This is a genomic window from Desulfoluna sp. CYM3A (assembly GCF_056829965.1).
Map to the genome: position 1 here is coordinate 2,446,445 of NZ_CP186556.1, position 22,812 is coordinate 2,469,256.

At 60.2% G+C, this 22,812-nt stretch carries 18 protein-coding genes; 5 read left to right on the forward strand and 13 right to left on the reverse strand.

Features of this window, described 5'->3' with window-relative positions:
- Positions 1 to 35 precede the first annotated feature (35 nt).
- The 4 genes from ACOYW1_RS12545 (at position 36) to ACOYW1_RS12560 (ending at position 6,708) form a co-directional block, all read left to right on the forward strand.
- On the forward strand, positions 36 to 1,370 hold the full coding sequence (locus tag ACOYW1_RS12545) for a hypothetical protein (protein ID WP_482423054.1): 1,335 nt from the start codon (positions 36 to 38) through the stop codon (positions 1,368 to 1,370).
- 70 nt (positions 1,371 to 1,440) lie between these two features.
- Positions 1,441 to 3,525 carry a hypothetical protein gene (locus ACOYW1_RS12550; protein ID WP_482423055.1) on the forward strand — a complete coding sequence of 695 codons (2,085 nt, stop codon included), beginning with the start codon at positions 1,441 to 1,443 and terminating at the stop codon, positions 3,523 to 3,525.
- Positions 3,522 to 5,228 carry a hypothetical protein gene (locus ACOYW1_RS12555; protein ID WP_482423056.1) on the forward strand — a complete coding sequence of 569 codons (1,707 nt, stop codon included), beginning with the start codon at positions 3,522 to 3,524 and terminating at the stop codon, positions 5,226 to 5,228. The genes ACOYW1_RS12550 and ACOYW1_RS12555 overlap by 4 nt, the downstream gene beginning before the upstream one ends.
- A gap of 1 nt (position 5,229) precedes the next feature.
- Positions 5,230 to 6,708 carry a hypothetical protein gene (locus tag ACOYW1_RS12560; protein ID WP_482423057.1) on the forward strand — a complete coding sequence of 493 codons (1,479 nt, stop codon included), beginning with the start codon at positions 5,230 to 5,232 and terminating at the stop codon, positions 6,706 to 6,708.
- Positions 6,709 to 6,818: 110 nt separating this feature from the next.
- Here ACOYW1_RS12560 and dnaE read toward each other — a convergent pair whose 3' ends face one another.
- From dnaE to ACOYW1_RS12615, 11 genes are all read right to left on the reverse strand, one after another.
- On the reverse strand, positions 6,819 to 10,370 hold the full coding sequence (gene dnaE, locus ACOYW1_RS12565; RefSeq protein WP_482423058.1) for a DNA polymerase III subunit alpha: 3,552 nt from the start codon (positions 10,368 to 10,370) through the stop codon (positions 6,819 to 6,821).
- 239 nt (positions 10,371 to 10,609) lie between these two features.
- On the reverse strand, positions 10,610 to 12,073 hold the full coding sequence (gene guaB, locus ACOYW1_RS12570) for an IMP dehydrogenase (RefSeq protein WP_482416193.1): 1,464 nt from the start codon (positions 12,071 to 12,073) through the stop codon (positions 10,610 to 10,612).
- Between the two features lie 745 nt (positions 12,074 to 12,818).
- Positions 12,819 to 13,034, reverse strand: a complete 216-nt coding sequence (locus ACOYW1_RS12575; protein WP_482423059.1) for a hypothetical protein — start codon at positions 13,032 to 13,034, stop codon at positions 12,819 to 12,821.
- The gene (locus ACOYW1_RS12580; protein ID WP_482423060.1) at positions 13,001 to 13,846 is read right to left on the reverse strand and encodes a polysaccharide deacetylase family protein; all 846 of its coding nucleotides are present in this window, start codon (positions 13,844 to 13,846) and stop codon (positions 13,001 to 13,003) included. Before ACOYW1_RS12580 ends, ACOYW1_RS12575 begins: the two co-directional genes overlap by 34 nt.
- A 206-nt stretch (positions 13,847 to 14,052) precedes the next feature.
- Positions 14,053 to 14,310, reverse strand: coding sequence for a GGDEF domain-containing protein (locus tag ACOYW1_RS12585; RefSeq protein WP_482423061.1), 258 nt, complete (start codon positions 14,308 to 14,310; stop codon positions 14,053 to 14,055).
- Positions 14,288 to 14,437, reverse strand: a complete 150-nt coding sequence (locus tag ACOYW1_RS12590; protein ID WP_482423062.1) for a hypothetical protein — start codon at positions 14,435 to 14,437, stop codon at positions 14,288 to 14,290. The genes ACOYW1_RS12585 and ACOYW1_RS12590 overlap by 23 nt, the downstream gene beginning before the upstream one ends.
- A gap of 205 nt (positions 14,438 to 14,642) precedes the next feature.
- Complete coding sequence (locus ACOYW1_RS12595; protein WP_482423063.1) at positions 14,643 to 16,133, reverse strand: ABC transporter ATP-binding protein; 1,491 nt, start codon at positions 16,131 to 16,133, stop codon at positions 14,643 to 14,645.
- Positions 16,130 to 16,621, reverse strand: coding sequence for a xanthine phosphoribosyltransferase (gpt, locus tag ACOYW1_RS12600; RefSeq protein ID WP_482416189.1), 492 nt, complete (start codon positions 16,619 to 16,621; stop codon positions 16,130 to 16,132). The genes ACOYW1_RS12595 and gpt overlap by 4 nt, the downstream gene beginning before the upstream one ends.
- A gap of 83 nt (positions 16,622 to 16,704) precedes the next feature.
- A complete protein-coding gene (locus ACOYW1_RS12605; protein WP_482423064.1) occupies positions 16,705 to 17,625 on the reverse strand; it encodes an ABC transporter permease in 921 nt (306 codons plus the stop codon).
- The gene (locus ACOYW1_RS12610; RefSeq protein WP_482423065.1) at positions 17,622 to 18,686 is read right to left on the reverse strand and encodes an ABC transporter permease; all 1,065 of its coding nucleotides are present in this window, start codon (positions 18,684 to 18,686) and stop codon (positions 17,622 to 17,624) included. The genes ACOYW1_RS12605 and ACOYW1_RS12610 overlap by 4 nt, the downstream gene beginning before the upstream one ends.
- A gap of 124 nt (positions 18,687 to 18,810) precedes the next feature.
- Positions 18,811 to 19,872, reverse strand: coding sequence for a BMP family ABC transporter substrate-binding protein (locus tag ACOYW1_RS12615; protein ID WP_482423066.1), 1,062 nt, complete (start codon positions 19,870 to 19,872; stop codon positions 18,811 to 18,813).
- A 365-nt stretch (positions 19,873 to 20,237) separates the two neighbouring features.
- On the opposite strand from ACOYW1_RS12615, the gene guaD reads away from it, so the two are divergent.
- Positions 20,238 to 21,557 carry a guanine deaminase gene (gene guaD, locus ACOYW1_RS12620; RefSeq protein ID WP_482423067.1) on the forward strand — a complete coding sequence of 440 codons (1,320 nt, stop codon included), beginning with the start codon at positions 20,238 to 20,240 and terminating at the stop codon, positions 21,555 to 21,557.
- Between the two features lie 124 nt (positions 21,558 to 21,681).
- Here guaD and ACOYW1_RS12625 read toward each other — a convergent pair whose 3' ends face one another.
- Together ACOYW1_RS12625 and ACOYW1_RS12630 are read right to left on the reverse strand one after the other, a co-directional pair.
- Positions 21,682 to 22,014, reverse strand: a complete 333-nt coding sequence (locus ACOYW1_RS12625; RefSeq protein ID WP_482416184.1) for a hypothetical protein — start codon at positions 22,012 to 22,014, stop codon at positions 21,682 to 21,684.
- Positions 22,015 to 22,116: 102 nt separating this feature from the next.
- The gene (locus tag ACOYW1_RS12630) at positions 22,117 to 22,788 is read right to left on the reverse strand and encodes a CBS and ACT domain-containing protein (protein WP_482416183.1); all 672 of its coding nucleotides are present in this window, start codon (positions 22,786 to 22,788) and stop codon (positions 22,117 to 22,119) included.
- Positions 22,789 to 22,812 lie beyond the last annotated feature (24 nt).

The following is a 22,812-nucleotide window of genomic DNA, read 5'->3' on the forward strand; positions in this document are numbered from 1 at the left end:
AACAAAGATCAGGAAAAGAGGGGACGGAATTCGTCATGCGCACCATTCCCATGCAATATTACGGTTACGGCTCCGCCCGCATCACCATGCCGGGGACCGTCGCCCGTGGTGCTCGCCGCGAATGGCTCGTGAGCCCCTCGCTGATGCTCCTGCTGCTCTCCCTGACCTGTTTTGCCGTGCACAAGCTCCTCTTCAACGAGCCCCTCTCCCTGACCCGTTCCCGAACCATCATCGTCATCCCACGCACAGAGCCCCTGCCCGAACCCACGGTGGAAAAAAAGATCAGCTTCATCAAGGTGGTGAAAGACGCGGCAAAAAAACGTGCCGAGCCAAGAAAAAAAGAGCTCAAACGCATCCTGGAGCCTCCTGTGGCCCTCCCCAAGGAGCCGCCCCCACCCGCAAAGGCAAAACCCCGCCTGCTGGTACCGCCACCCAAGATGCCCCTGGCCCCTCCCCCCAAAGCCCTTGCCATCCCGGAACCTGCACCCCGGCCCCTGACCGAGGCGCGGCCCCCAGCTCGGATGAAACCGGCCCCTGCTCTCCCGGCCCCACACACCCCGTCACCACGGTCAATGCAACCGGTGACCAGAGAATTGAAGCGAAAAGCAGCCCCTGTACTCTCCACTGCGCAGCCGCAGCCCCTGCCCCTCTCTGCCCGGGCCCCCCGGCAGCCCCTTCGGGACCCCGCGCCGCAACGTCCCCACAAAGCCGTTCCAGAGCCCAAGGCAGCCCTGTCCCCGGTCATCACGAAACCGGCTCACGAGGCCCCTGCAGCGATCCCGGAGGCGCTCCCTCAAAAGCGGTTCACGCCCCTGGCCCTCTCAGATGAACCTGCCGCAATGCCCATGGGCCGATCCAAAACACCATCCCCGGCCCTTGGGGGAACACCCAGACGCTCCGGCCCTGCGCCCGTCCTGAGCCAGCTGTCCGCCCCGTCGGCCCACAGCGCAGCCCCGCCGACATCCATGGAGGCCCCGGGGCCACGCCAGGGTACAGCCCTCAAGGGGCTTTCTCCTGCGCCGACACAGGGCCCGGCAGCCTTGCCCCTGGCGTCCGCCTCCGCAGGTACCACGCCGACCCAGGGAGAGTCGCGCCCCCGGCGCCCGTCCCTGACCGCGCTTCCGGAAAGCCTGCCCACAGGGCCGGTCCCGACGCCCTCCGCAGTCGAAGCGCCGGATATCCACGCCCTGGTCACCATCCGGGGGAGCACCCTTGATCACTCGCTGCGTGTCACGAGCCTCAAGGAAGAAGATCCCGAAAGCCCGCCACATGAGTCCGGAGAAGAGCCCGTACACCTTCCGCATAAGGGGGTACACCTGCACGGTGGTCATCCGAAACGGAGCCCCACCCACGGCCCTTCTCAGCTTTGAACCCAACGACGCCACGTTTGAGGTGGTGTCCGCCCTTGAGCGGTCGCTGCCACGGAGGACGATGTAACCCATGATGTCTGAATGCCGCACCACACCGCCGCCCCGTCCGGGGCTATGCCATGCACGGACAGTCGCCTTTCTGTGGGCGCTTGCCTGCGCCCTGCTGATCTTTCCGCCGTCCCTTGCCGCCGTCTCCATCATGACAGAGAGCCAGATGGGCATGGAGATGGAAGAGGAGCCGCCCCCCGCGACCAGCCCCAAGATTTCGGTCTCCAACGACAACGGGCAGATGCTCTGGATCGCGTCGGTGGGTCGCCTTTACATGAAAGACGACCTGTCCCCCAAGGAACGAACGTCTCTTCTGGAGACCCTGGAGAGCCACCTGGGGATCCAGGCAGACGGCCACCTGGACATCGCCGTCGCGCGCCAGGCGTCAGCCCGGCTGAGCCGGTACAGCGGCCTCAGGGAGAAGCCCTTCTCCAATATTTACTTCGACGACAAGCTCAACCTCACCGGATACAACGCCATCTACCTTGAGACCTGCGTGCTGAACCGGGCCGATGAAGGCCCCCGCTTCATCCGGTACTTCGAAAACGGATACCACCCGAACAGAGCCCTGTTTGTCAAAGAGGAGCCCTACTACAAATCCCTCTACTATTACCTCTACCTCACCCAGGAAGACCTGGTCCGGGCCATAAACGGTGCCGTGGCATACCTCTCCAAGGACCCGGATGGCGCCCCTCCCTTCACCCAGGAACAGATCAGGGGCCTTGAGACCACGGTGAAGGTGTGCACGGAACTCGACAACCTCCGTAGAAGGGGCCTTGCAGCCAAGGAGTCTCCCTGGGAGCGCATCTTCACCCCGGAGGAGAGCGCCTGGCTCGACGCCACCCTGGCCTACTTCACCAACATCGAGACCCACATCGCCCTGAGCAGCTACGACTGGTTCAAGCGCACCCTGCCCCTGTCCATCAGCAGCCGTGTCATTGCCCACAGCCTTCGCCAGACCTGGACCGAGCAGGCGGTCTCCCACCGCACGGTCCTGCCCCTCATGCTCTTTATCAACAAGGGAACCAAACAGTTCAGCGTGGAAAAACTCTTCAACGAGACCCTGGCCATGCTGAAAATGGACAACCGCGAGGTGGACCTGGTGGTGCTCTCGGCCATGAAGAGCTGGCTCCTCAAGCAGATCGAGCAGGGCATCAAGGTGGAAGACCGCACCACCTACAAGAAAATCCTCGACGAGCTCAATGTCTGCCCCACCGGCTGGATCTTCTACAATCTCTACGCCTGCCGTGAGCCCCTGGCGGCCATGAAGGGCTACGTGGCCGGATGGGAGGAGCTCAGCAGCCGGGAGCGCCGGACCCTCTTCGACACACAGGTCCAGCCCCTCTACTACGAGGCCAAGTCCAGAATCGATATTGTGTTCAACGATCTGGTCAAGATCTTCGGCGGAGAAGAGATCTACGGCGGGGAGTACAAAGCCACCAGCATCAATCACACCTTCCACCGGTACCGGGGTGAGATCGACTACACCTTTGAGTTTCTCCAGGCAGAAGTCTACGGTGACGCCCTCTCCGAGGCCAGGCTCCCCCTTGCCAACGCCTCCAGGAGCTGCCTCCACGACTTCACCGCCGCCTTTGTCAAGGCGCCGGAGCTGCGGGTCAACCACGTCAACCTCCTGAACGCCTACACCCTGCTTTTCCGGGAGCTGGCCGCCCAGGGCAAGGTAAGCCTCATCACCCTCCACGAGCGGGAGATGGAGGAGCTGATCCGCTCCGAACGGTACAGGCTTGGCTCGGCCCTGGCACACAGGGAAGACAACCGCTACGACATCTACCGCATCATCGCCGACACCTACCTGGCCACCCCCCGGCTCCGCACCCGGGCCCTGAAGGTGGCGGCCCAGAGCTTTGACCTGGCCCGCACCTATTACATCGAGGCGGCAAGGCGGGAAGGCTTCATCTCCGGCACCCTGCCCGGGGCCCTCTCCGCCGACGCCACGGAGGTGGACGATTACGAGCGGCAATACGAGTACTATCAATCCATCGCAAAACAACTCGGCAAAAAGATCCTGCTTCTCCTGCCCCCGGAGGACGTGGACCTTTACAACCGGATGCAGGATTCAAGGAATCCGGAAGGGTATCTGTTATGATGACAAAGGGACGACCACGCCTTGCGGCGACGATCCTCCTGGTGCTGCTGTGGAGCTGCCCTGCAGGCGCTGATTTCATGGAAGAGTTCAAGACCCGTGGCCGCAGCATCAGCCTGCTCCACGCCGTGCCCCGGCACCCCCTCCCGGCCAATACCGGCATCACGGCCCTGAGCCGGAAGGACATGGACCTGGTAAACACCCTGGCCGCCACCCCCGAAGAGGGTCCCTTTCTCCCGGTGGACGACATCGAAACCATGGTCAAGCGCATCGACGGCCTCACCGAGGAGTTTGAAGCCTCCAAGGACGGAGAGCGGCTTCAGCGACTCCGCTTCGACATCGCCTACGAATATTTTCTCCTCTACCTCCACTACCAGAAGATCAAATACGGTTTCAGCGACACCAAACGGCTCCCGGACCAGAGCATCCCCGTCACCGACACCGAGCTGCGTCAGTACCTTATGCTGAGCCGCCACTACCTCTCCCCCTTCCTCGAAAAAAAGGAGTCCGACAAGGCCATGACGTCCCACCGGGTGGCGGACGACGTCACCTTCAGGGTCCGGGGAAATCCCGAGTCTTACCTGAACGTCCACTTCCTGGCCATGATGATTGAAGAGGAACGCATGGCAGGCGGCTGGATCGGGTCGGACTCACCGGAGCCCATCAACCTGACCTGCGATGCCAAGACCTGGCACTGGCTGGAAACCCTCTGGAAGCGCTACCACCGGAAAAGCAGGGAGCGGGTGTATGTCCCGTCGGCGGAACAGCTCTTCTCGTTGTACGAGCTCTACCTGCGATACCACTTCCTGGGTCGAAGCCTTCGGTACGACCAGAAGCTCGACCCCCTTACCCACACCCGCACCCGTACCCTGCTGAGCCGACTCTGCGAACTGAGCAAGACCGCAGGCATCCGTGGGGGAACCCCGTACGAGCGGTACGTGGAAGAGGCCAGCAAAGACTCGGGCAACACCCGGTTTCTGGTGAGCCTCTACCTGGCCAGGCGGGGCTTTGCCGTGCTGCGCAACGGCACATTGCCCGCCTCCAAGGCAGAGCTCTTCACCCTCTACCAGCAGTACTACGACCGGGCAGCCCAGCAGGTCCGATACAACATCACCTTCCGCAAAACCATCTACAACGAGCTGATTCTCCTGGGGGTGGAGACCGGCAACCTCCGGCTCATGGAGGACATCCTCTACCAGTACGGCCTCATGGGCATGCGGATCCCCGGGCCCGATGACGGGGACCGATTCATCGGAGACTCCGCACGGTTCACCATGGCCTACCTTGTTGCCAATATCCTGGAGAAGAAAAGGCTCTCCGGCCTCACGGACAACTCGGCCAGGTATGCCGACATGGAGGGCACCCTGGTAGAGTCCCTCACCTCGTCGGCAAACTCCTACTGGCGCTATGCCTCGGTGTTTCACCGGTGCCTGGCGGAGTATTACGCCGGTGCCCACGAAGACCGGAGCGAAGCACGGGCCATCTACCACTCCCGAAAGGCCTTTTTGACCCTGTGCAAAAAGCTCTCCCTCAACGGGCAGGGAGGGAACGTCGAGGCCTTCCGGGGCATGCCGGAATCCCAGCAGTTCCTGAAGCTCTTCCTCTACTACCAGAAAAAATACCCCACGAGCCCCGATGCCTCGACCCCCCGGGAGTATCGTGCCGATCGCATCATTGAGACGACATTACAGCAGAACAGGAGTTAGCATGACACGACGAACCCTTGATCACCCCAACCACCCCGCCACGCCCCGTCGAGCCCGCACCGGTCGACACCCCATCGCTCGCCTCATGGGATGCCTGTGCCTTGCATGCGCCCTGCTGACCACCGGACTCCACGCCCCTGCCGTGCGAGCCGCGGAGTCTTCCACCATGGAAGAGCTCAAGGCCAACTACCTCACCAGCATCTATGACGACTGCCGGATCTTCCTTGAGGGGATCGAGCTGTTTATCAACCGCGACTACCCCAGGTTCTGGTCCGACATCAGCACCGGCAAACCCGTCTCCAAATCCATGATCCAGCGTTACATCCGGGAGCTTGAGTATTTTGAGGGTCAGCTCGACGCCCTCTACGAAGAGTTCATCAGCTATGCGGACACCACGGCCAACAAGTCCAACCACGGCCAGACCCGGGTCCGGGACCTGGAGGCCAAGATTTACCAGATTCTCGCCTACGCCTACATGCGCACCGGGGATTTTGCCATGAGCCACGCCCTGACCACCAACGAGGACATCATCACCAGGGAGTTCACCATCCCCCTCATGGACATCGAAGGGAAAAAGCAGCCCTTTGCCCTCACCCAGGAGCTCAAGCGCCTGCAACAGCTCATCAGCGCCAACCTGGAGGTGGTGGAGATCCGCATGACCTACTTTTTCCCCTCGGACCTCGACAGCATCAACGCCTACCTCAAGGTGGACGAGTACGACGGCGGCAACCCCTTCAACCTCACCTTCCTGAGCTACTACGACAACGCCTTCCTTGAACTGGGAGACGGGGAAAGCGGCGTCATCCACTTCAGCGAGATCATCCGGTTCTTCAACCGGATAAAGTACAACGACGCCTTCAGCCAGGGCATCGACAACACCAGCGGCCGGGAGCAGGTCTACAGGCTTCCCATCATCAAGGGGCAATACGGCATGGCATTGAAGGACGACGCCATCCTGGGCTATGCGTCCCCGGACAACACCACCCTGGGCCTGGAGCGCCTCTGCCGGTATACAGGCTTTACCCGCACCGATTTCAGGACCCTGAAGCTCGAAGAGAAAGAAAACATCACGGACAGCACCACCGAAGAAAAAGAGCTCTACATCTCCCGGGTGGAAAGCCCCAAGGCGGTGGACGCCGAGGAGAGCGACGCCATGACCTATTACGGCAATGTCCCGGCCAACGGGGAGCTGAGGCCGGGGAGCCCCATACGCTACGGCACCTACCGGCTCTTCGAGGGGGGAGAATACCTTGGCCTCATCGAGCTGGTCCCCTGCTACAAGGGCCAGCACTGCGCCAAGCAGAACCCGGACAAGGCGGTCACCGAGGTGAAGGTCTACAACCACGAGCTCAGCTTTTACGAAGACACCCTCGATTACATCCGCATGAACACGCGTATGTACGGCACCTCCCGAAACATCACCCGCGACGACGCCTCGGAGATCCACATCGGCAGGGGCTGCGCCTCGGGTAAGCGATAAAAAACACAAATTCGCCTGAAACCAAAACGGGTCCCGGGGCATCTTGCCCCGGGACCCGTTTGCGTTGTATCCCCGATCACTTTTTCTTTGCAGCGCACCCGCGCCGATGTCTATCCGTTCCCGTTTCCATTGGCCTTTTTCCGGTTCATCCAGGCCGGTTTTTTCCGTTCTTTCAATTTGGGAGGCATGGCCACGGTGCGGACCCTCTTGTCACCCACCAGGGCCTTGAGGTCATCGATAATCTGAGGAGAGACCGTCACCCCGGCGTAGTCGGGAAGCTCGATGGTGGTCACCGAGTGGCCGCGAAGCAGCAGGTGGACGGTCACCGTACTGGGGCCGGGGTAGCGCTTGAGCACGGCGTCAATGCGGGGGATCAGCTCCATCTGGATCTCCCCTGCGTCCAGGTGCAGGGCAATGCCCCCGGTCCAGAGCCCGATCACCTGGTCCATGCGCACCAGGCGCTCGGCCGCAATGGTGACGTTGTTCTCCTTCACCTGGGCCACGCCCTCCACCATCACAATGGAGTCGGCGTGCAAAAACTCCCGGACATCGGTAAAGGTGGAGGGAAAGACCACCACCTCGATATCGCTGTAGAGGTCCTCTATGGTGATAAAGGCCATCTGGTCCCCTTTTTTGGTGCGGATCACCTTGACCATGGTGATCATGCCCCCGAAACGGACCGCAGAGCCCTCCACCGCGTTCTCCTTGTTGAGGCCGGTGAGGGTGGCGTAGCTCTTCATCACCTCTTCGTACTGGTGCAGGGGGTGGCCGGAGATGTAAAAGCCCAGCACCTCCTTTTCCAGGGTGAGGCGGTGGCGCTCTTCCCACTCCGGCATGTCGGGCAGCACCGGCACGTTGATGCGTGCCCCGCCCTGGGAGGGGTCGCCAAAGAGGCTGAGCTGGGGATCTTTTTTCTCTTTCTGAACCCGGGCGCCGTGGTCCAGGGCGTCTTCCATGGCCGCGGTGAGCTGGCTTCGGGTGGCGCCCGTGGAGTCCAGGGCACCGCTCTTGATCAGCGCTTCCAGGACCCGCTTGTTCACCTTGCGAAGATCCACCCTCTCACAAAACTCAAAAATCGTGGAAAACTGACCATTTGCCTCACGTTCTTCAAGAATTACCTCAATGGGGCCTTCCCCCACGCCTTTCACCGCAGTGAGGCCGAAACGGATCTTTCCGTCCAGAACGGAGAAGACGCCCTGGCTCTCGTTGATGTCCGGTGGCAGCACCTCAATGTGGTTGTTCTTGCACTCGGCAATGAACTTGACGATACCCTCGGCGTTACCGATTTCACTGGTCAGAAGGCCGGCCATGAACTCCACGGGAAAGTGGGTCTTGAGCCAGGCGGTCTGGTAGCACACCAGGGCGTAGGCGGCACTGTGGGATTTGTTGAAGCCGTAGCCGCCGAACTTTTCCATGAGGTCGAAGAGCTCACCGGCCGTCTCCTCCGGGTGGCCGTTTTCAAGGGCCCCCTTCATAAACAGGGTGCGGTGCTCTGCCATGGCCGCGGCAATTTTCTTGCCCATGGCCTTTCGCAGGCCGTCTGCGTCGGCCATGGTGTAGTTGGCAATGACACCGGCGATCTTCATGACCTGTTCCTGGTAGAGGATAACCCCGTAGGTCTCCTCCAGGATGCCGTCAAGGCCGGGGAGCAGGTACTCCACCGGTTCGCGACCGTGCTTACGGTTGACGTAGGCATCCACCATACCGGAGTCCAGGGGCCCAGGGCGATACAGGGCCACCAGGGCGGTGATGTCACTGAACTTTTCAGGCTTGAGCCGCACGAGAAGGTCCTTCATACCCGAGCTTTCAAGCTGGAAAACGCCCGTGGTGTTGCCGCTGGAGAGCAGGTCAAAGGTGGCCTTGTCCGCAAAATCGATGTTGATCATGTCGGGGCGCTCAATGCCCTGCTTTTCGATCATGCCCAGGCAGTCGTCGATGACCGTGAGGTTTCGAAGGCCCAGGAAGTCGAACTTGACGAGGCCGATCTGCTCCACCCGCTTCATGTCGAACTGGGTGATGGTTTCGTCGTTTCTTCCCTTGAACAGCGGCAGGTACTCCACCAGGGGCTTGTCCGAAACCACCACGCCGGCTGCGTGGGTGGAGGCGTGGCGGGTGAGGCCTTCCAGGACCTTGCAGACGTTCATCAGCTCGGTGTAATCGGGCCTGGAGTCCACAAGCTCCTTGAGCTCGGGCTCCTCGATGAGGGCCTTGTCCAGGGTGATCCCCAGGGTTTCGGGCACCAGCTTGGCGATGCGGTCCACCTCGCCCAGGGGAATATTGAGGGCTCGGCCCACGTCCCGGATCACCGCCTTGCTCTTAAGGGTCCCGAAGGTGATGATCTGGGCCACGTAATCGCCGCCCCCGTAACGGCCAACCACATAGTTGAACACCTTCTCCCGGCCACGGATACAGAAGTCCACGTCGATATCCGGCATGCTGATTCGGGAAGGGTTGAGGAATCGCTCGAAGATCAACCCGTGCTCAATGGGGTCCAGGTCGGTAATGTTCATGGCATAGGCCACGATACTGCCCGCGGCCGAGCCCCTGCCCGGTCCCACGGGAATCCCGTTGTCCTTTCCGTACTGGATAAAGTCGGCCACGATGAGGAAATACCCCGGAAAACCCATGGTGATGATGGTATCCACCTCGTACTTGAGGCGCTCCTCATACACCGCCACATCCGTGTCCGGGTTTCGCTCCAGAATGGCCTTCATGCGCCGGTCAAAACCGTCCCGGGCCGTTTTCCGGAACAGGTCGTCCGTGGAGAGGTCGTTGGTGGCGTCGAACTGGGGGAAATGGTAGGTGTTGAAATCAAACTCGATGTTGCAGCGGTCCGCAATGGCCACGGTGTTAGCAAGCACCTCCGGGGTGTCGCCGAAGGCCCGGGCCATCTCGGCGGGGGACTTGAAGTGGAGCTGATCCGTGCCGAACTTGAACCGCCTGGGGTCGTCCATGGTGGTGCCGGTCTGGATGCACAGGAGAATTTCGTGGGCCTTGTGGTCCTCGTAGTTGAGGTAGTGGCAGTCGTTGGTGGCCACCATGGGAATCCCCAGGCGTTTGCCCATGTCGAAGAGGACCTCGTTGACCTGGTACTGCTCGGTGAGGCCGTTCTCCTGGACCTCCAGGAAAAAATTCTGCTCCCCGAAGAGTTTCTGGTAATGAAGGGCCAGGTCGTCGGCCTCCTGGAGCTTTCCCTTCATGATCAGCTTGGGGATCTCCCCTGCCAGGCAGGCGGACAGGGCGATGACACCCTCGCTGTGCTGGGCCAGCACCTCCCGGTCGATACGGGGCTTGTAGTAGAATCCCTGCAACTGGGCAATGGAGGCCAGCTTGCAGAGGTTGGTGTACCCGGCGTTGTTCTCGGCCAGGAGCACCAGGTGAAACAGGCCGGTGCCGTCTTCGGCCCCCTCCTTGCGCTTCAACCCCCGGGGCGCCATGTACGCCTCAAACCCGATGATCGGTTTCACCCCGGCTTTGTTGGCCTTGTCGTAAAACTCCACGGCGGAAAACATGCTGCCGTGGTCGGTGACGGCAACGGAGCTCATGCCGAACTCCTTGGTGCGGTCGAGCAATGGGTCCAGTCGGATGGCTCCGTCCAGAAGGCTGTACTGGGAATGTACGTGCAGATGAACAAAATCCGGGATATCGGTTGATTGGGTCATGATCTCTATAATCGGGGTGTATGGAGGTTGTAGGAAGTGCTCACGTTTTGCCGGAGGCCAGGCCGCCAGACGGGGAAGGCAACGGCAGGGTCAGGAATATCGCCATTGGGACCCCGTTGCAACCCTTTTTATCCGCGGCTCTCTCCGGGAACAGAAAAGGCCCCCTCCCTGGACGGGAGGGGGCCTTGAATCGGCTGGCGGCCCATGGAAAAATGAGCCGCCCGAAACCGGAAAACACCTTACTCGAGGCGGTAGTTGGGCGCCTCTTCGGTGATGATGACGTCGTGGGCGTGGCTTTCACGGAGCCCTGCGTTGGAGATGCGAACAAAGCGTGCCATCTCGCGGAGCTCTTCGATGGTGCGGGAGCCTACGTAGCCCATGCCGGCCTTGAGGCCGCCGATGAGCTGGAAGAGGTTGTCCACCAGGGAGCCCTTGTAGGGCACGCGGCCGACAATCCCTTCGGGAACGAGTTTTTCGTTCTCTTCGTCCTCACCCAGATAGTAGCGGTCCTTGCTGCCGGACTGCATGGCTTCGAGGGAGCCCATGCCGCGGTAGACCTTGTAGCTACGCCCCTGGTAAATAATGGTGTCCCCGGGGCTCTCTTCGGTACCTGCCAGGACACCGCCGAGCATAACGCTGTGGGCGCCTGCGCCGATGGCCTTGGCAATGTCGCCGGAGAACTTGATGCCGCCGTCTGCGATGAGGGGCACGCCGGTACGGTCGGAGACAGCCTTGCAGTTGGAGATGGCGGTGAGCTGGGGAACCCCGCAACCGGAGACGATACGGGTGGTGCAGATGGAGCCGGGACCGATCCCCACCTTGATGGCGTCAACCCCTGCGTCCACCAGGGCCTGGGCCCCTTTGGCGGTGGCCACGTTGCCTGCGATGATCTCCACGGAGTCAAAGGTGGCTTTGAGCTTGATGATGGCGTCGATGACGTTTTTGGAGTGTCCGTGGGAGGTGTCGATGCAGAGAACGTCGGCACCGGCCTTGAGCAGGGCCTCGGCGCGCTCCATCATGTCCTCGCCCACACCGATGGCAGCACCCACGCGGAGACGGCCGATGCTGTCCTTGCATGCGTTGGGGTACTTCTTGACCTTTTCGATGTCTTTGGTGGTGATGATGCCGGAGAGCTTGCCTTCGGGGTTGACGACGAGGAGTTTTTCGATGCGGTGCTTGTGCAGGAGGGCTTTGGAGTCTTCCAGGGTGGTGCCTTCGGGGACGGTGATCAGGTTCTCGGCGGTCATGACCTCGGAGACCTTGCGCTCAAGGTTGGTCTCGAACCGAAGGTCTCGGTTGGTGACGATGCCCACCAGCTGCTCACCCTCGGTGACGGGAACCCCTGAGATGCGGTAGTGCCGCATGAGCTTGTTCACTTCGTAGATGGTGGCATCGGGCCGGACAGTCACAGGGTCGATGATCATGCCGCTTTCGGACTTCTTGACCCGGTTGACTTCGATCACCTGCCGCTCAATGGGCATGTTGCGGTGAATGATGCCGATACCGCCTGCACGTGCCATGCTGATGGCCGCACGGGATTCGGTGACGGTGTCCATGGCTGCGCTGAGCAGGGGAATATTCAGGGTGATATTCCGGGTCAGTCGCGTAGAGCAGTCGCAATTGTTGGGAAGAACGTCGGAGTAGTTGGGGATCAAAAGGACATCATCAAAGGAAAAAGCTTGTTCCGGCGGAATGGTTTTCATGGAAGTTACCTCCAAAAAGCGGATGTGTAAAAAAAAGACCGAAGCCCACAGGGGAAAAAAACACGAACCCACCCCGGAAGGGCAAAGACGGGCAGCCGAACCCGGCCGTTACCACGGCGCGCTTATCCCCTTGGAATAAAGTCACATCACCGCAGTGCGAGCCCGTGGTTCCGGCACCGAAATTCGGTTTACCTCGCCTTCATCAACTCCTGAATACACGACACCCTTTCGGTAACGACGTCCGAATACAAAAATGCCCAGTACCGCTGGGATCATTTCCGGGGTGTGGGGATGCAGAAGGCAGGTCGTGCGGGCCGGGTTCCCCCCCGGTCCTTGAAGCCTTGTTCAGGTTGTAGCGGCATTCTCGGGATCATGCTGAACGTGAGCCCTTTTTCCTCTTTCCGAGATTTTACTCATTTCGAAAAAAAAGGCCCGCCCCATGGGCCGAAAATGCATCAGGGGTACAAAAAAATCCGGGAAAACCGGATTGGGTTCGGGGCAATTATGACAAGAACTCATGTTACCCCGCTTTTTTTGGGCGGAATAATACATGAGATGGTCCCCTCTGGCAAACTCTTTTTGCGGGTCTTGAAAAAACTCTTCAGGCGGCACCGGCATACAAGATGTATCCACTCGCTTTCGTTGGACTACACGATATTGGCGCAAAACCCCTTCCTCACTCCGGCGGAGGCCTTCACCGGTGCCCGCCCCCCTGGAAAACGAGGGGACGGGCACTCACCGGGACCTACTCTTCTCGAACGATCCACTGCCTGGAGAACCAGTGATACGCCCTGCGATCCCCTGCCGGGGCCGTCAGGTTGTATTTGTGACGGCCAGCGGGCAACGGCTTTTCAGCACGTACCTTGAAGGTCTTGCCCGGCACCACCCACCGGACCTCCACCCGGCCCTGACCGGAAACAAAACAGCTCAACTCGTTCCAGATGATATCGCCCTCCCCCACAGACACCTCCAGCTCCGGTTGCCATCGTGAGTTTCCGGGTTTCTACGGCAGACAGGACAATGGCAAGTAATTTGTTGGCTTGTGGTGGATACGAGTTCGACGGCCCGATGCCTCCTACATGGACCTGCATGCCCAGTTGGTGGCGGCCGCCACCCGGGCCGCCGGCCATGGGCGGAACACCCCAGCTCGGCCATCAGGTCTGCCACCTTGCCATTGTACTCCCCGTACGGATAGGCCAGCATCTTCGGGCACGGCCCCAGCTCCTTGTCCAGCCTCGCCTGGGCCTTGAGCACATCGGCCCTGATCCGGGCAAGCCACTGGGCCTCGGTCTCACCTTCGGCCCTGTCGATCATGTGGGGGTGGGACGCCGAATGGTTGGCGAACTGCACCCCTGCCGCCTTGAGTTCACGCATCTGGTCCCAGGTCATGTAGTCCGAAAACCGCCTGTCCACGCCGTCGGTGGCAACAAACACGGTAAAGGGCCACCCCTTCTCCCTCAAAATAGGCCAGGCGTTCTCATACACGCTGGCATAGGCATCGTCCATGGTCAGGGCCACGGTCTTTTCCGCAAAGGTGTCGCCACGCCGCAGGGAGTCCACCACCTCATCCAGCGGGGCCACCCGGTAGCCGTTTTCCTCCAGATACGCCACGTGTTCCTTGAACTGCTCCATCCGAATGTTGGTGGACGGAAACCGCCCATCACCGAACCGGTGGTACATAAAAATCACGGCAGAGTCGGATCCGGCATGCGCCGGTGGCGCCCATCCGCAGAACATCCCAACAACCAACAGGCCCATGAGGGCCTTCATCATACACCTTAAACCAATCAACCTCATTAATCAGACAACTCCATTTCCATGAAACCCCATTGATTCCATCCATGCCCCCCAGCGCTTTCCCAGAGCGGTATCCACCGCCGAGTATGAGCAAAGCCCGACAAACGGCATGATCATCCCCTTGCAACTGCCAGTTGAAAAAGGACCCCGACGGACGTGCCGGGGGCCAATCTTTTAATCGGTCACTCTTCCGGCATCTTGATTGAAAACCCCGGTTCCTTTTTTGCTTCGTACATCTTCTTGTCCGCAGCCTTCACAAGGGAATTTACGTCCACGCTCTTCTCGGGCGTCGAAATGGCAACCCCCATGCTGCAGGTCACCCCCGATCCCTTTGTGCGTTTACCAATCACATCGCACAGCCTCCCGCAGACCTTTTGGGTGTCTTCCAGGGTAATATCGGACAGAACGACGCAGAATTCATCGCCGCCGTACCTTGCCATCACCTCCCCGAATGGAAACCAGGGCCTCCCTGTACTCTTCATCAATATCCAGAGACTCCCTGAGACGCACAATTTCATGGGGCGAAAACTTGAGCTGCTTAAGCAGTGTCAGGCTTGTTGTCTTCATAAAGACCCCCTTGGGGTTGGTCCTGCTGTCCAAAGATGGTGAACGGAGTAAAAACGATGGAAGGTGTTGAACGGGAAAAAAGATGACTCCGGGGCGAGATGAAAGATGGTTTATGATCTCATAACCGGGACAAGGCGTCCAGCCCGGGTACAGATGCGAGAGGGGGCGACTGGCGCCCCCCGTTGGAAACGTTTTTTGAAGAACCTCAGGCCGCTCCGGCCATCATCAGGCCGACACGATCCCGTTTGTCGTTGTCCGAGACGTCGAAGACATCCACAATCCGGCCTTCAAACATCACCGCCACCCGATCCGAAAGGGAAAACGCTTCGTTCAGGTCCCCTGTAACCAGGAGGATACCGGCGCTTTCCCTGGCGCTCACCAGGTGGGCCCAGATGGCCTTAGCCGTGGCGATGTCCAGGCCCTGGGTGGGCTGTTCCGCCACGATGAGGCCCGGGTTCCTGAAAAACTCACGGCCCAAGACCAGTTTCTGGAGGTTTCCGCCGGAAAGATGACGGGCCTGGGACGAAAGGAGCCCGGGCAGGACACTGTAGCGGTCCACCACATTTTTGGACTCGTTCTCCACCCGTTTCCGTCTCAACCAGGGGCCCCGCCTGAAGCCTTTCCGGGTGGTGAGCAGAAAGTTGTCGGAGAGATTCAGGGAAGGACAGGTAGCCAGGCCGATACGGTCCTCGGGAATATAGCTGAGGGTCTCCCGGTTTTTCCGTTTGGAGAAAAAAGACTTCCAGGTGTGGCCGAGGATGGAGATCTCACCCCGCTCCGGCACCTGCAGGCCGCAGATGGTCTCCACCAGGGGCTTCTGCCCGTTTCCGGCCACGCCCACAATACCGAGGATCTCCCCGCGCCGAAGGGAAAGGGAAACACCCTTGAGCCCGTTTCCGGCCAGGTTGTTCACGTCGAGGACCACGTCCCCTTCTTCCACCTCGTCTTTCACCACCGAAAGAATGGTCTCCTTGCCCACCATCATGCGGGCCAGCTCGTCCTGGGACGCCACCTCGGCGATCTCTTTCTCCTCGATGACCTCCCCTTTCCTGAGGATGGCCACTTCGTCGGCCACACGCATCACCTCTCCGAGCTTGTGGCTGATAAAGACGATGGATTTTCCCTGCTCCGCCATGAGGGCCAGGGCCTTGAAGAGCTGGTCCCCTTCCTGGGGGGTGAGCACGGCCGTGGGTTCGTCAAAAATGAGGATCCGGCTTTTTCTCAAGAGGAGCTTGAGGATCTCCACCCGCTGCTTCTCACCCATGGAGAGATCCGACACCCTGGCCGCCGGATCGATGTCCAGGCTGTGGGAGACGGCCAGCTCCTTCACCGTGGCCTCCATCTCCCGCGGCTTGAGCAGGCGGCCGCCTTCCTGGCCAAGAAAGACGTTCTCGGAAACGGTCATGGACTCCACCAGTTTGAAATGCTGGTAGACCATACCGATACCGGCGTCGATGGCGTCTTTTGCCGAGGCGAACCTGCGGGGCACACCGTCCACGACAATGCGCCCGGTATCCGGCTGAAGGCGCCCGGCCAGGATACTCATAAGGGTACTCTTGCCCGCCCCGTTCTCACCAAGGAGCGCTTTGACCGTGCCCTGGCGGATGGACAGGCAGATATCCCGGTTGGCGTGGACGGTCCCGAAGGATTTGCTGATCCCCTCCAAAGCGATGACAGTCTTGGCAGGCTGTGTCATTTTTTCTTATTCATCCCGGCTATGGGTTCCACGAAACGGGACTCGGAGTCCCAGGGGAAAAGAATCCAGGTGTCCTGGCCCACTTCGGTGATGAAGGTGTCCACATGGGGCTTGCCCTCGGGCTTGGCATAGAGGGTGGCAAAGTGGGCGCCGGGCAGCATGTTCCTCACCACCTGGGCGGTCTTGCCGGTGTCCACGAGGTCGTCGATGATGAGCCAGCCCTCTCCGCTGTCCCGCAGGGGCTTGATGATGGTGGCCTGCCCCTGGTCTTTCCAGGTGTAACTGGAGATGCAGATGGTCTCCACGTAGTGGATATCCAGCTCCCGGGCGATGACCGCCGCAGGCACCAGGCCGCCGCGGGTGACGGCGGCAATGCCTTTCCACTTGATGTCCATGTCGAGAAGGCGCCAGGCAAGGGCCTTGGCGTCACGGTGCAGCTGCTCCCAGGAGATGGGATAGCTTCTCTGGTATTGGGTCGAATCGCTCATGCTTCACTCCACATTTACGCATCGGTAATGGTTAACACTATGCAAAGTATATACAACTTCGGGGGTGATGGTTACCCCGAAAATCAATCTGCGGGTTCTATGTTGACGCCCAGGGCCTGGGGCGTGGCAGAGCTGCCGCCCCTCCAGGATGAAAAGACCAGAACACTCAGGGTCAGGGCGTAGGGCAGCATCAACAGAAAAGACGAAGGGATGTGGGTCCCCGAGGCCTGGAGCCGGAACTGAAAGGCCATGACACCCCCGAACAAGTACGCCCCGGCAACGGCACGCAGCGGGTTCCAGAAGGCAAAAATCACAAGGGCCACGGCAATCCAGCCCCTGCCGGCGGTGAGGTGGTTGGCCCACATGTGGGTGTAGGCAAGGGAGAGATACGCCCCGCCGAGCCCCATGAAAAAACCGCCGGCCATGACGCCCATCCACCGATAATTGACGGAGCTGATCCCCGCCGCCTGGGCAGCGTCCGGGTTTTCACCCGCCGACCGGAGCCGGAGCCCAGCCCGGGTGTATCGGAAAAAGTACCACATGCCCGCGGGAATCAGGTAGGAGACGTACACCAGGGGATCGTGCCGGAAAAAAACGGGGCCGATGATGGGCAACTTGGAAAGAGCCGGCAAATCCACCGGTCCGAACCCCGGGGCGTTCATCCCGATGAGGGGCGTGCCGAGGTAGTTGGCCATGCCCACCCCGAGGATGGTCAGGGCAAGGCCGGAGACCACCTGATTGCCGAGAAAACCGAGGCAGACCAGCCCGTGGATCGATCCCGCCAGAACGCCGGAGAGTCCGCCGGCAAGGAACCCGAGCCAGGGACTCCCCGTGGCAAGGGAGATGGAGAAACCCGCCAGGGCGCCCACGGCCATGATGCCCTCCACGCCGAGGTTCAGGACCCCTGACTTTTCACAGAAAATAGCCCCCAGGGTGGCAAACAGGATGGGGGTGCCGGACTGCACCGTGGCCGCCAGCAGCGGTATGAGGATATCCGGGGTCATGGGCGCTGCCTCCGTGCGAATCGGTAATTGACGAAAAAAGTCCCTGCCAGGATGGTCAACAGGATAAGCCCCTCCATGATCTCACCAAAGGCGGCCGGAACCTGAAGTTCCAGCTGAAGGTTCTCCACCCCCACCCGCAGCCCGGCCAGGAGAAACGAAGAGATACCTATATAAAAAGGATTGAGGCGCGCCAGCCAGGCCACCACAATGGCGGTGTACCCGTACCCCACCATGATGGTGGGCTGGAGCCTGTTGAGGGTGGCCGATGCCTCCACAAACCCGGCCCAGCCGGCAAAGGCGCCGCTGAGGAGCATGGAGATGATCACCAGCCGTTCGTAGGGCAGCCGGGCATACCGGGCGGCACGCACGTTCTCCCCACTGGCCTTGAGTTCAAAGCCCATAAGGGTAAATCGGAAAAAAACGTAGATCACCAGCCCCGACAGCACGCAGATCAGAAGTCCCCAGTTGAGGTTGGTCTCACCGATCTTGCCGATAATGGCGCCTGCGGAAAACTCCTGGGTCATGGGAAAGCCGAAGCTGTCCGGGGACTTCCAGGGTCCATAGACCAGGTAGTCGAGAAAGAGGATGGCGATGTAGTTGAGCATCAGGGTCACAATGATCTCGTTGGCCTTTGCCTTGAGCTTCAGCACCGCAGGGATCACCCCCCAGAGCCCGCCGAAGAGAAAAGCGGCCGCCATCATGGCAGGGATCATCACCCAGGCGGAGTGACCGGGAAAGCTGATGGCCACCCAGGTGGCGCCGATGGCACCGAAGGCAAACTGGCCCTCGGCGCCGATGTTCCAGATCTGGAGCCGAAAGGCAATGGCCACGCCCAGGGAACAGAGGTAAATGGGGATGGCCTTAATCAGGCAATCCTCAATGGCGTAGGAGGACCCGAAGGCGCCCTGGAGCAGAAGCCCGAGCCCTTCCAGCGGTGAATTGCCCTGAAAAAGCAGCATGCCCGCGCTGATAACAAGGGACATGACCACCGCCCCGCAATAAATAAGGGCCGCTGTCCATCCCAGGGTTTCCGGGCGTTTTCTGATGGTTAAGTCAAACATCGTGGTATGGGATTCGTCTTTGTGGTGGATCAATAAAAGAATGGGGGGAACATCCGTTCCCCCCACAGCGTCAAGCACGGGCCGGCGGCTGCCCCGATCCGGGGATGAGCCGCTTATTAGGGTGTTACTTGGTGGTACCCACCACGCCCTTCACAAACCAATCCATGCCGAGGAGCTCACCATCGGCGGGCACGGCGCCCTCTGCGATGCGGACCGTACCGGCCTGATCCTTCACAGGACCGGAGAAGACCACGTAATCGCCCTTCTTGATCTCATCACGACGGGCAAGGACCCTGGCCTGCACGTCGGCGGGCACAAGATCGCTCATGGGGCTCAGGTCCACCACGCCCTCGGCCAGGCCGTTCCAGGTGGAGCCGCTCTTCCAGGAGCCGTCCTTGACGCTCTTGAGCACCTCCATATAAAAAGGCGTCCAGTTCCAGATGGGGGCCACAAGGTGAGACTTGGGGGCAAAGGAGCTCATGTCGGTGTTGTACCCGATGGAGTAGACACCGCGCTCCTGGGCAGCTTCCTGGGGACCGGGGGAGTCCTGGTGCTGGGCGATGACATCGGCCCCCACGTCCAGGAGGCTCTTGGCACCCTCTTTTTCTTTGGCGGGGTCATACCAGGTCTTGGTCCAGACCACACGCACCTCGGCATCGGGGTTCACGGCCTGGACACCCAGGGTAAAGGCGTTGATGCCGCGGATCACCTCGGGGATGGGGAAGGCAGCCACATACCCGAGCACATTGCTCTTGGTCATGGAACCGGCCACCATGCCGGAAAGGTATCGGGCCTGGTACATACGGCCGAAGTAGTTGCCCATGTTCTCGGAGGTCTTGTAACCGGAGCAGTGCATGAACACTGTCTTGGGAAAGCGCTTGGAGACCTTGAGCATGGGATCCATGTAGCCGAAGCTGGTGCCGAAAATCAGATCGTATTTTTTGCGGGCCATGTTGAGAAAGACGCGCTCGGAGTCGGCCCCTTCATTGACCGCTTCCAGGTACTTGACCTCTACATCGGGCAGGGCTTCAATGGCCTGTCGGGCCACATCATGGGCATAGGACCATCCTGCATCTCCCACGGGTGATACGTAGACAAAACCAACCTTCATTTTCTTTTCTGCCGCCTGTGTCGTCCCCACTGCCATAAGCAATGCGAGCACCAGCAGAACCAGACCTTTACGCATGTACATCCTCCACGTGTGTAGTTTGGTGCAATCATAAATGAACTGTGACGCACTCGAAATATATGAAAGTCCTGCATTCAGCAAGACCAAAGCCGCCTGAATCCGTAGAAAAGAGAGAATCCTTGCATTTCCCGTATGAAAATGGTTATTCTGTCCGACGCGTCAAAATCCCAAGCCCCCGGGCATTCTTCCCGGGGCAGCAAAGACACCTGCGCACCTGCTGTACCCATGCCATGACAGGCACACGAGATATCCTTTTTTCCGGGCCTTGCAGCTTTCGGCCCAGACATTGCCCGTGACGCATGCGTCACCCAAGGTACCGGAACCACGATATGTATTACAAAAACATGTGAAATAAAATAAAAATGTCCACTCAAGAAAAAAACAGGCAATACATTGCTGTAAAAGGAAATATCCTTCACTTTACGGAAGACCCCAGGAGCATAGGAAAAAAGGCCTGGCACCATCACCCGGACGGCCTCCTCCTTATCAAAGACGGTACCGTGCTTTACGCCGGGGACCGAAGCGGCGCTCCCATGCCCAACGACGCCGAGCCCACCTGGTACGATTACTCAGGCAAACTGATCATGCCGGGCTTTGTCGACACCCACATCCACCCCCCGCAGCTCTCGGTCATCGCCTCCAACAGCATTGAGCTCCTGGACTGGCTCGACACCTATACCTTTCCCGAGGAGCAGCGCTTCGCCGATGAAAAAGTCTGCCAAAAAGGAGCGACCCGGTTCTTTGACGAGACCCTGAAAAACGGCACCACCACGGCCCTTGCCATGGCCACGGTCCACGCCGGGTCCGCCGAGGCCCTTTTTCAGGAGGCACAAAAGCGCAGGCTTCGGTTCATCACCGGCAAGACCCTCATGGACCGCAACGCCCCGGATGCCCTTACCGACACCCCGGAGTCGGCCTACGACGAAAGCCGCGACCTCATCGACCACTGGCACGGCAACGGGCGCCTGGGCTATGCCGTAACCCCGCGCTTTGCCGTCACCTCTACCCGCGAGCAGCTGGAAGCCGCCGGAGAGCTCATGAGCCAGGCCGACGGCCTGATCATGCACACCCATCTTTCGGAAAACCACGAGGAGATCCGCACGGTGCGGGAGCTCTTTCCGGAAGCTGCAAACTACCTGGACGTCTACGACCGGTTCCGGCTCGTGGGCAAGGGGTCGGTGTTCGCCCACGCCATCCACCTGGGTGAAGAGGAGTATGAACACCTGACCCAGAGCGGCGCCTCGGTGTCCTTCTGCCCTTCCTCCAACCTGTTCCTGGGCAGCGGCCTCTTCCGCATGGACAACGCCGAGAGGCACCGCATCCCCGTGGGACTGGGAAGCGACGTGGGCGGCGGCACCTCCTTTTCTCCGTTCCACACCATGGCGGAAGGGTTCAAGGTATGCCAGCTCTGCCGCACCCCCTTATCGGCCACCACCGCCTTTTACCTTGCCACCCTGGGTGGGGCCCGTACCCTGGGCCTGGAAAACGCCGTCGGCACCTTCCGGCAAGGGGCCGAGGCCGACTTTGTAATCATCGACCCCGAGGCCACACCCCTTTCGGCGCGTCGTACCCAGCGGGCGGAGAGCCTGGAAGAGCTCCTCTTCGTGCTGATGATCCTGGGGGACGACCGCTTTGTGGCCGCCACCCACATCCTGGGGGAACCGGCCTACACCCGTCCCTGAACTCTGTTTCTAAGCCCGAAACGCGACAAAAAAGCGGGCGCCGCACCCATGGTGCGGCGCCCGCTTTGAGCATGCCCGAAGCATCGGCAAACCGGACACATCCGGTCCGCCGTCAAACCACCGTCTAAATCCCCATATTCGAAAAAAAGGTACACAGGGCGTTGACCGCCGACACCAGCCTGGGGTGCGAGGCCTCCAGCCCCTCCACCGAGGCCATGAGCCCCTCGGATGAAATGGAGACCAGCTTGGGATCGGGACTCTTCCGCACCACCTCATGGGTGGTGAGCCCGGTGAATCCGGCGATACTCTCCGCCTCTTCCCGGTTGCTCTCCGCAAGGATCTTCACCTCGCCCTTGAGTGTCTCCAAGAGCTTCTGGAGTTCCTCTCGCCTGACCGGATCCATCTGATCCGCAGACTCAAGGAGAGCCTCAATACGCTTCATGGTGCTTTCAATCATGGTGTGCCTCCTTGTCGGGCACTTCCCCCGGACACGCCACAGTAACCGGCCGTCATGGCCTTATTGGCCGTTGACCGTGAAGTATCCGGCTTGGCCCGCCCATCAATCGGATACGTACGAAGAGTGATCCTCGACATACCCGGTGATCACTTTAAGATCCATGGACTCCAGGACCTGGACCGCCTTGGCCTTGTCCCGCCCGTGCACACGGATCACCAGCTGATAGACCCCCTCGAGCCCTTTCTCCGGCCAGGTGATCAGGCTCGCAATATTGATGTTCTCGTCACGCAGCCGACTGGTGATGTCGGCGATCATGCCCAGGCGGTTCCTCACCAGCACGATGAGCCGCTCGTTCTCTTCCCCCAGCCCGATGGCGTCCATGAGCACCCCCATGACATCCGTCTTGGTGACGATTCCCACGGGACGCCCCTCCTTCATCACGGGCAGCGAGCTGATCTCGTTTTCGCGAATCACAAGGGCGGCGTCTTCCACCGGGGTCCCCGGTGTCACGGTGATCACGTTCTTCACCATGATCATCCCCACCGTTACCTGGTCCAGGAGGTAATTGAGTTCATGGGTGCTGAAGGTGGTTGCCGGCGAGGCCAGGTTGGCCTTGACGTCCCTGTCCGACAGGATCCCTTTGAGATTGCCCGCATCATCAAGAACGACCAGGTGCTCGATATGATGTTCCTTAAGCAGGTCCATCGCCTGTTTGATGGTGGTTTCAGGCTTAACCGTAATCAGGTTGGTGTGCATGATTCTGCCAACGTACATAATAACTGCTCCCTCGTGATAAAG

Coding starts and splice junctions, on each gene's coding strand:
- ACOYW1_RS12545 (WP_482423054.1), top strand. CDS start 36: ATGCGCACCATTCCCATGCAATATTACGGTTACGGCTCCGCCCGCATC.
- ACOYW1_RS12550 (WP_482423055.1), top strand. CDS start 1,441: ATGATGTCTGAATGCCGCACCACACCGCCGCCCCGTCCGGGGCTATGC.
- ACOYW1_RS12555 (WP_482423056.1), top strand. CDS start 3,522: ATGATGACAAAGGGACGACCACGCCTTGCGGCGACGATCCTCCTGGTG.
- ACOYW1_RS12560 (WP_482423057.1), top strand. CDS start 5,230: ATGACACGACGAACCCTTGATCACCCCAACCACCCCGCCACGCCCCGT.
- dnaE (WP_482423058.1), bottom strand. CDS start 10,370: ATGACCCAATCAACCGATATCCCGGATTTTGTTCATCTGCACGTACAT.
- guaB (WP_482416193.1), bottom strand. CDS start 12,073: ATGAAAACCATTCCGCCGGAACAAGCTTTTTCCTTTGATGATGTCCTT.
- ACOYW1_RS12580 (WP_482423060.1), bottom strand. CDS start 13,846: ATGATGAAGGCCCTCATGGGCCTGTTGGTTGTTGGGATGTTCTGCGGA.
- ACOYW1_RS12585 (WP_482423061.1), bottom strand. CDS start 14,310: ATGGCAAGGTACGGCGGCGATGAATTCTGCGTCGTTCTGTCCGATATT.
- ACOYW1_RS12590 (WP_482423062.1), bottom strand. CDS start 14,437: ATGAAGACAACAAGCCTGACACTGCTTAAGCAGCTCAAGTTTTCGCCC.
- ACOYW1_RS12595 (WP_482423063.1), bottom strand. CDS start 16,133: ATGACACAGCCTGCCAAGACTGTCATCGCTTTGGAGGGGATCAGCAAA.
- gpt (WP_482416189.1), bottom strand. CDS start 16,621: ATGAGCGATTCGACCCAATACCAGAGAAGCTATCCCATCTCCTGGGAG.
- ACOYW1_RS12605 (WP_482423064.1), bottom strand. CDS start 17,625: ATGACCCCGGATATCCTCATACCGCTGCTGGCGGCCACGGTGCAGTCC.
- ACOYW1_RS12610 (WP_482423065.1), bottom strand. CDS start 18,686: ATGTTTGACTTAACCATCAGAAAACGCCCGGAAACCCTGGGATGGACA.
- ACOYW1_RS12615 (WP_482423066.1), bottom strand. CDS start 19,872: ATGCGTAAAGGTCTGGTTCTGCTGGTGCTCGCATTGCTTATGGCAGTG.
- guaD (WP_482423067.1), top strand. CDS start 20,238: ATGTCCACTCAAGAAAAAAACAGGCAATACATTGCTGTAAAAGGAAAT.
- ACOYW1_RS12625 (WP_482416184.1), bottom strand. CDS start 22,014: ATGATTGAAAGCACCATGAAGCGTATTGAGGCTCTCCTTGAGTCTGCG.
- ACOYW1_RS12630 (WP_482416183.1), bottom strand. CDS start 22,788: ATGTACGTTGGCAGAATCATGCACACCAACCTGATTACGGTTAAGCCT.